Raw genomic sequence first — 7,645 nt, 5'->3', positions numbered from 1 at the left:
GCAGAAGCTGAAGCGGGGCGAGCCGGTCGACCCCAAGCTGATCTATTTCCGCACCCGGCCGCGATTCGAGACCGGCCCGAACCGGATGCCGATGTTTTCGACATAGACCACCGCGCCGTCATCGGTCTCGAACGCATATTTGGCTTCCAGCTCGATCAGTTCGTTCGGCCGGATGATCTGGAAATCGGCGCCGAACGGCAGCACTTGGCCGCTGATCCCCTCGCCTTTGACCTCGCCGCCGAGAATCGGAATGATCCGGCGCACGCCGCTGCCGATCTCGCCGGCAGACGTCACCTCGCCGATCCGCGCCGTGATGGTGAAGGCGTAGCGAGTTTCGAGTGTCGGCGTCATCGCATACATCCACGGTGGTCGTCATGCCCGGGACGAGCCCGGCCATGACGAGGTTTTCGAACTACCCGATCATCCGCATCGGCAGCCACAGCGCGATGATCGGGAACGCGATCAGGATCACCAGCCGGATCAAATCGGTAACGACGAACGGCAGCACGCCGGCGAATACCGTGGACATGCTGACGTCCTTGATCACACTCTTGATCACGAACACGTTCATACCAACCGGCGGGTGGATCAGGCCGAGCTCGACCGTCATCACGATGATGATGCCGAACCAGATCGGATCGAAGCCGAGTGCCGTGACCACCGGAAACACGATCGGCACGGTCAGGATCACCATCGCCATCGCATCCATCAGGCAGCCGAGCACCAGATACATCAGCAAGATCAGCGCCAGCACGCCGTAAGGTCCGATGCCGAGCCCGGTGAGGAATTCGGTGACGTATTGCGGCGTTTGGGTGATGGTGAGGAAGTAGCCGAAGCACAGCGCGCCGATCAGCACGGTGAACACCGCGGCAGCGGTGCGGGTCGCCTGCAGCAGCGACTGCAGGATGCCCTCGCGGTCGAGCTTGCCGCGCAGGATGCCGATCAGGAACGCGCCGACCGCCCCCACCGCGCCCGCCTCGGTCGGAATGAAGAAGCCGCCATACAGTCCGCCGATCACGAACAAGAACAGCAGCAGCGGCGACCACACGTCGCGAAACGCCGCGAGGCGGTCGCCCCACGAACTCTTCGGCCCCGCCGGCAGGAAGCCCGGCCGCGCCACGCCGATGATCCAGATCGTGATCATGTGCATCACGATCGCCAGCAGGCCCGGCAGGATGCCGGCGATGAACAGCTTGCCGATGTCCTGCTGGGTGATGATGCCGTAAACCGCCAGCACGGTCGACGGCGGCAGCATCGCGCCGAGCGTGCCGCCGACCGCGATCACGCCGGTCGAGAACGACTGCGGATAGCCGAACCGCCGCATCTCGGGATAGGCCACCGCCGAGAAGGTCGCCGCGGTCGCGACCGACGAGCCGGAGATCGCCGCGAAGCCGCCGCAGGCCGCGATGGTGGCGATGCCGAGCCCGCCCTTCCAGTGGCCGACGATGGTGTTGCCGGCGCGGAACAGCTCGCGGCTGATGCCCGACGCCGACACGAACGCGCCCATCAGCAGGAACGAATAGTCGGTGACGGTGCGCATTGTGGTCTGGCCGACCAGCTTCAGCGCCGGCTCGAAGCCGGTGAGATAGCCGAAGCCGGTGACGCCGACGAGGCCCATCGCCATGCCGACCGGCACGCGCAGCAGCATCAGGACGAATAGGCTGACGAAGCCGATCGCGGCCACGGTCTCGTTGGTCAGCATCGCTAGCTACTCCACCGGCTTCATGCGCACTTCGCGCATCTGCTCCGGATGGAAGATCAGCCGGAAGGTTCGAATCGCGATCAGCAGCACGGCGGAGACGTCGCCGATCCACGACACCAGATAGAACGGCCAGATCGGGATCTGCAGGTCCATGGTGACGATGTGGTCGGCCTTGGTGGTCACCACCTTGTCGAACAGCGTGTAGGTCTGCACGCTGACGACGAACAGCAGGACCAGCGTGGCGAAGATGTCGATGATCCGCTGCCAGCGCGGCGATGCCGCCGCCCATACCAGATCGACGGTGATGTGCGAGCCGCGGTAGGAAGTGGCGGCGATGCCCCAGAAGATCAGCACGCCGAGCATGAACTGACCGAAATTGTAGTAGTCCGGGATCGTCACAGAAAAGAACTTGCGCATGAACACGGCGAGAAATGTGTTCAGCGCGACGATGCCGACGAAGAACGCTGCAATCCATTCGATCGCGTCGATGAAGCGGTCCATGCCGTTCTTGGAGAAGCGCCGCGTCGTCAGGGCGCCAGGCAGCCGGTCGCGGAGCTTGTCGTCGGGAGGAGAACTCATCGGAGCTCGATCGTTGGTATTGCTTCAATCACAATGAAAGTCATTCCGGGGCGCTCGCGCAGCGAGCGAACCCGGAATCTCGATCGTGCGACCGCGAGATTCCGGGTCTGCGCGCGATGCACGCATCCCGGAATGACACGGAGAGGCTCACAACCCCGCGTCGTACTTCTTCAGCGCGTTCTGCAGATCGGCTTCGACCGCGGCGGGATTGCCGCCGGACTTCTTGACCTGCTCGGCCCAGCTGTCGCGCAGCGGCTTGGTCGCCTTCTTCCATTCGGCCAGCTGCGCATCTGTCAGCGGATAGACCTCGTGGTCCTGCAGCGCCTTCATCTTGACGCGGCCATTGGCCTCGAAATCAGTCCAGGGGTCGGTGACCTTGGAGGCCCATTCCGGCGTGCAGTGATCGTCGATGATCTTCTTCTGCGCGTCCGACAGCGCGTTATAGGCCTTCAGCCCGATGTTGTAGGTGAACACCGTGGTGTAGAGCGGCACGTCCATGTGATACTTGACGACCTTGTCGATGCCGAACAGGAACACCGAGCCCCACGGGAAGGTGATCTCGTCAGCGACGCCGCGCTCCAGCGCGTCGCGCGATTCCGGCGCCGAGGCCTGCACATTGGTGCCGCCGAACAGCTTGACCATTTCGCCGATGGTCGATTGCGCCGGCCGCACCTTCAGGCCGCTCATGTCGGACGGCAGCAGCACCTTCTTCTTGCCGTGCAGCGCGCCCGGATCATGGATGAAGGCGAAGCACAGCTTGGTGTCCTTCATCTCGGTCGGGGCGTATTTGTGGTACCACTCGTTCAGCGCCAGCGTGCCCTTCTTGCCGTCCTTGAACACGAACGGAAGCTGGCCGGCGGAGACGATCGGGAAGCGGCCAGGCTGATAGCCGGGATTGACGTAGGTGACGTCGGCGATGCCGTCGCGCGCCATGTCGTAATGGTCGAATGCCTTGCCGAGCTGCTCGGAGGGGAACACGGTCATCCGGATGCTGCCGCCGGAGGCTTTCTGAATGTCCTCGGCCCACGCCTTGGTCGCCGGCACCAGCGGATGCGCCGGCGGCACCCACAGCGAGACTTTCCAGTTGACGGTTTTGTCCTGCGCAAGCGCGGGCGTCACGCTGGCGGCAAGCAGCAGCGCGAGCAGAGTCTTCCTCATCGAGCTCTCTCCCTTGGTCGGCTTCAATCGGCCTTTGGGCCGCATTGTTATAGGTTATAACCATCATTGCAAGTGACGGCCGCGTAATAGCTGCTAGACACCGGACGGCGGCTAGACGGCTTCGTGACGGTCCCGTAACGAGGCGACAACATCATCGGGGGAACGACCATGCGGACACAAGTGGCCATTATCGGCGCGGGTCCGTCCGGACTGCTGCTCGGCCAGCTGCTGCACAAATACGGCATCGACGCCGTCATCGTGGAACGCAAGGATCCGGACTACGTGCTGTCGCGGATTCGTGCCGGCGTGCTCGAGCAAGGCATGGTCGATCTGCTCGACGAGGCCGGCGTCTCCGCCCGCTTGCATCAGGAAGCGCTGGTGCACGATGGCTTCGAGATCGCATTCGCCGGCAAGCGGCATCACATCGATCTGAAAGGCGCGACCGGCGGCAAGAGCGTCACCGTGTATGGCCAGACCGAGGTCACCCGCGACCTGATGGAAGCGCGCAATGCCGCCGGCCTCACCACGATCTACGATGCCGCCGACGTCAGCCTGCACGACTTCGAAGGCGCCCATCCCAAGGTGCGCTACGTCAAGGACGGCACCACGCGCGAGATCGTGTGCGATTTCATCGCCGGCTGCGACGGCTTCCACGGCATCAGCCGGCAGAGCGTGCCGGCCAGCGCAGTGCAATCGTTCGAGCGGGTGTATCCGTTCGGCTGGCTCGGATTGCTGTCCGACACCCCGCCGGTGTCGCCCGAGCTGATCTACGTCAACCACGACCGCGGTTTTGCGCTGTGCTCGATGCGCTCGATGCACCGCAGCCGCTATTACGTGCAGTGCCCGCTCACCGACGACGTCGCCGACTGGAGCGACGACCGGTTCTGGGACGAGCTGAAGAGCCGGCTCGATCCGGAGACCGCCGGCAAGCTGGTCACCGGTCCGTCGATCGAAAAGAGCATCGCGCCGCTGCGCTCGTTCGTCGCCGAGCCGATGCGGTTCGGCCGGCTGTTCCTCGCCGGCGACGCCGCCCATATCGTGCCGCCGACCGGCGCCAAGGGCCTCAACCTCGCCGCCAGCGACGTGTACTACCTGTCGCGTGCCATGCGTGAATACTACGCCGAGAAGTCGCAGGCCGGCATCGATGCCTATTCGGCCAACGCGCTGCGCCGGGTGTGGAAGGCCGAGCGGTTCTCCTGGTGGATGACCTCGCAGCTCCACCGCTTCCCCGACAGCGACGCCTTCTCCCAGCGCATCCAGACCGCCGAACTGGACTACCTGGTCAACTCCAAGGCCGCGATCACCTCGCTGGCGGAGAACTACGTCGGCCTGCCGTATTGAGCTCTCTCAGGAAGCCGCCATTGCGAGCCACCGGGTCGGCGCGGAACGCCGCCCGATGACAGGCCCCGCGAAGCAAACCATAAGCTCCCTCCGCTGAGTTGGATTGCTTCGTCGCTTTGCTCCTAGGAATGACAACCACAGCTTGTCATTCCGGGGCGCGCCATCAGGCGCGAATCCGGAATCTCGAGCTGTGGCGCACAGCCTGCAAATAACGTCGAGATTCCGGGTTCGCGAGCTCCGCTCGCGCCCCGGAATGACGGAGCATGGAGTCACGTCGCCCCGTTTCAGAAACACCCTCTCAAACCGCGCTTCAAACTTTGTCGGCGTTGCCGATGATGCTGCGGTGCGGTCTAAAGGTGGTCGATGCAGCGAGGCGAGCGACGCGCATGACGACCGAATCGGATCAGACCCCCATCCCCGCGACTGACGTCATTCCTGACGGCTTCGTGCGCCACAGCCGTTCGAGCCCGCTCACCGCGCCGTGGGAGCCGCTCTACGCCAAGACCACGGCGGATGAGGTAATGCTCGGCCTGCGGATTCGCGAGTGCCACACCAATTCGCGCGGCCTCGCCCATGGCGGGCTGATTACAACGCTGGCCGACAACGCGATGGGCTATAGCTGCGGCCTCAAACTCGGCGGCGGCGCGCGGCTGTTGACGTCGTCGCTGGCCATCGACTTCATCGGTCCCGCCAAGATCGGCCAATGGCTGCAGATCGAGCCGGAGGTGATCAAGGTCGGCGCCAAGCTGTGCGTCGCGCATTGTTTCGTCACAGCCGACGGCACCCGCTGCGCCCGCGCCAACGGCACGTTCAGCGTGGTGACGGCGAAGGAGTGAGTTAGCGGCTCATGGCCGTCTAGCACCGTCGTTCCGGGGGCGCGGAGCGCGAACCCGGAACCCCGAGCTGTTCTGCGCCGCCAGCCTTCGTCACAACCTCGGGATTCTGGGTTCACGCGCCTCGCGCGCGCCCCGGAATGACGATCAGTAATGATGGCGCGCTTGCGCCTTGCTCACCCCAGTATCGGCAGCTCCACCACGTCATAGCCATGGCGGATGACACGGCCGAGCACAGGATCGTCGATCTCGAACTCGAAACGCGAGGCCGGGCGGATGCCGCCCTTGGCGGCGAAGGTGCCGCCGAATAGCGCGCAGCCATCGGGCAGGCTCGCGCCGCCAAAACCGCGGGCGATCAGCTCGCGCGCCGGCAGCATCGCATCGAGCGTGCCCTCCTGGTACAGCACGCGCGTCCCGCCGATCGTGGCGTAGGAACGCAGCACGATGCGATCCCAATGTGCCTGGACCTCGCCGAACTCCCACAGCTCCGGCGCCACCGGCTTGTCGCACATCTGCTTCGACACGGTGACGCCATAGGCCTCGACCTTGCGGTCGGTGTGATCCGAGCCGACGCCGACGAGGATGCGGCCCTGATGGCCGATCAGCACGAACTCGACCTCGCCGGACGAATCGCCACCGGACACTTCGATCGCCGGCGCGGTAGTGAGCCGCGTCGCGGCGACGCGGTAGTAGATCGGCGTCGACGCCGGCCGCGCGATGCCGAGCGCTTCGAGTTCGGCAATGTGGTGGTCGCGCGCCACCGGATCGCGCCCGGTCCAGCCGGCGATCACCGCCGTCGTAATCGGCAACGTCAGTTCGGTACGGCTGCCGGCAGCGTCGAGCGTGAAGGCAAGATCAACCACGGATCACCGCCTCCATGCCGGCCGCGACTTCGAAGATCTCGCGGTCGGTGCCATTGACGCCCGCCAGCATCAGCCCGATCGGCGGCTCGCCGTCCCGATGGCACGGCAGCGAGATCGCGCAGCCGTCGACCATGTTGATCAGTGTGCAATTCCGCAGCGTCAGCAGATTGGCCTTGGTGAACTCCTTATCGTCGGCAAGTTCGGCGATGGTCGGCGCCGCGATCGCGGTGGTCGGCATCGCCACCGCATCGTAGGGCGCGAGCCGCGCCGAGGCGCGCGCGATCAGCGATTTGCGCGCATTGACGAGATCGACGTAGTCGGCGGCGCTCTGGGTCTCGCCGCGCAGGATGCGCTCGCGCACCCGCGGATCGTAAACGTCGCCCTGCGCCACGATCAGATAGCGGTGCCAGGCATAGCTCTCGGCAGCGGCAAAACCGCCCTTGGCGCCAAGAGGCGCGACCTCGGCGAATTCCGGCACCTCGATCTTTTCGATGATCGCGCCGTGGCTCGACAGCGTCTTCAGCGCGCGGTCGAACGCAGCGGTGACCGCGGCATCGAGATCGTCGAGCGCAACCGTGGTCGGCACCGCGATCCGCATGCCTTTCAGCGGGCGCGCGATCAGCGGCCCGACCGGTTGGTCGGCAAGGATCGCATCGAGCGTGGCGCAGCATTCGACACTGCGCGCCAGGGGCCCGATGCTGTCGAGCGAGAACGACAGCGGCACCGCGCCGTCCCGCGGCACGCGGTATTGCGACGGCTTGTAGCCGACGATGCCGTTGAACGCCGCGGGGATGCGGCACGAGCCACCAGTGTCGGTGCCGAGCCCGGCATGCGCCATGCCGTCCGCCACCGAGACCGCGGCGCCGGATGACGAGCCGCCCGGCACGTGGCCGACGTCGCGGCGATAGGCGGTTTTCGGCGTGCCGTAATGCGGGTTGATGCCGATTCCCGAATAGGCGAACTCGGTCATGTTGCTGCGGCCGATCACCACGAAGCCGGCGCGCCGCAGCCGCGCCACCGCGGGCGCGTCGCTGTCGGCGGGCGGATTGTCGTCGAGCGCGCGCGAGCCGGCGCGGGTCACCTGGCCCTTGATGTCGAACAGATCCTTGATCGAGATCGGAATGCCGGCGAACGGTGACGGCGCCGCCTTGGCGGCGCGCCGCTTGTCC

7 protein-coding genes and 1 pseudogene are annotated in these 7,645 nt (G+C 65.4%); 2 read left to right on the top strand and 6 right to left on the bottom strand.

Annotation, left to right across the window (positions count from 1 at the left end):
- Positions 1 to 69 precede the first annotated feature (69 nt).
- The 4 genes and pseudogenes from DYI24_RS16980 to DYI24_RS16965 all read right to left on the bottom strand — a co-directional run.
- A pseudogene (locus DYI24_RS16980) lies at positions 70 to 351 on the bottom strand (DUF3237 domain-containing protein); the annotation flags it as partial.
- Between the two features lie 61 nt (positions 352 to 412).
- The gene (locus tag DYI24_RS16975; protein WP_502706351.1) at positions 413 to 1,702 is read right to left on the bottom strand and encodes a TRAP transporter large permease; all 1,290 of its coding nucleotides are present in this window, start codon (positions 1,700 to 1,702) and stop codon (positions 413 to 415) included.
- Between the two features lie 6 nt (positions 1,703 to 1,708).
- Positions 1,709 to 2,203, bottom strand: coding sequence for a TRAP transporter small permease (locus DYI24_RS16970; RefSeq protein WP_041810326.1), 495 nt, complete (start codon positions 2,201 to 2,203; stop codon positions 1,709 to 1,711).
- Positions 2,204 to 2,428: 225 nt separating this feature from the next.
- Complete coding sequence (locus tag DYI24_RS16965; RefSeq protein ID WP_164573137.1) at positions 2,429 to 3,439, bottom strand: TRAP transporter substrate-binding protein; 1,011 nt, start codon at positions 3,437 to 3,439, stop codon at positions 2,429 to 2,431.
- A 168-nt stretch (positions 3,440 to 3,607) separates the two neighbouring features.
- On the opposite strand from DYI24_RS16965, the gene pobA reads away from it, so the two are divergent.
- Both pobA and DYI24_RS16955 read left to right on the top strand, forming a co-directional pair.
- A complete protein-coding gene (pobA, locus tag DYI24_RS16960) occupies positions 3,608 to 4,780 on the top strand; it encodes a 4-hydroxybenzoate 3-monooxygenase (RefSeq protein WP_164573136.1) in 1,173 nt (390 codons plus the stop codon).
- 386 nt (positions 4,781 to 5,166) lie between these two features.
- Positions 5,167 to 5,616, top strand: coding sequence for a PaaI family thioesterase (locus DYI24_RS16955; RefSeq protein WP_164573135.1), 450 nt, complete (start codon positions 5,167 to 5,169; stop codon positions 5,614 to 5,616).
- A 173-nt stretch (positions 5,617 to 5,789) separates the two neighbouring features.
- Here DYI24_RS16955 and DYI24_RS16950 read toward each other — a convergent pair whose 3' ends face one another.
- Together DYI24_RS16950 and DYI24_RS16945 are read right to left on the bottom strand one after the other, a co-directional pair.
- Complete coding sequence (locus DYI24_RS16950; RefSeq protein ID WP_164573134.1) at positions 5,790 to 6,476, bottom strand: DUF2848 domain-containing protein; 687 nt, start codon at positions 6,474 to 6,476, stop codon at positions 5,790 to 5,792.
- On the bottom strand, positions 6,469 to 7,645 hold a 1,177-nt coding region (locus DYI24_RS16945), incomplete at its 5' end, for an amidase (protein WP_164573133.1). The genes DYI24_RS16945 and DYI24_RS16950, both read right to left, overlap by 8 nt.

The sequence above is a fragment of the Rhodopseudomonas sp. BR0C11 genome (assembly GCF_010820945.1).
GTDB lineage: Bacteria > Pseudomonadota > Alphaproteobacteria > Rhizobiales > Xanthobacteraceae > Rhodopseudomonas > Rhodopseudomonas palustris_H.
Note: the sequence above shows the minus strand (reverse complement) of the source record. Positions and strands in the feature narration are given on the sequence as shown.

Coding starts and splice junctions, on each gene's coding strand:
- DYI24_RS16970 (WP_041810326.1), bottom strand. CDS start 2,203: ATGGACCGCTTCATCGACGCGATCGAATGGATTGCAGCGTTCTTCGTC.
- DYI24_RS16955 (WP_164573135.1), top strand. CDS start 5,167: ATGACGACCGAATCGGATCAGACCCCCATCCCCGCGACTGACGTCATT.
- DYI24_RS16975 (WP_502706351.1), bottom strand. CDS start 1,702: ATGCTGACCAACGAGACCGTGGCCGCGATCGGCTTCGTCAGCCTATTC.
- pobA (WP_164573136.1), top strand. CDS start 3,608: ATGCGGACACAAGTGGCCATTATCGGCGCGGGTCCGTCCGGACTGCTG.
- DYI24_RS16965 (WP_164573137.1), bottom strand. CDS start 3,439: ATGAGGAAGACTCTGCTCGCGCTGCTGCTTGCCGCCAGCGTGACGCCC.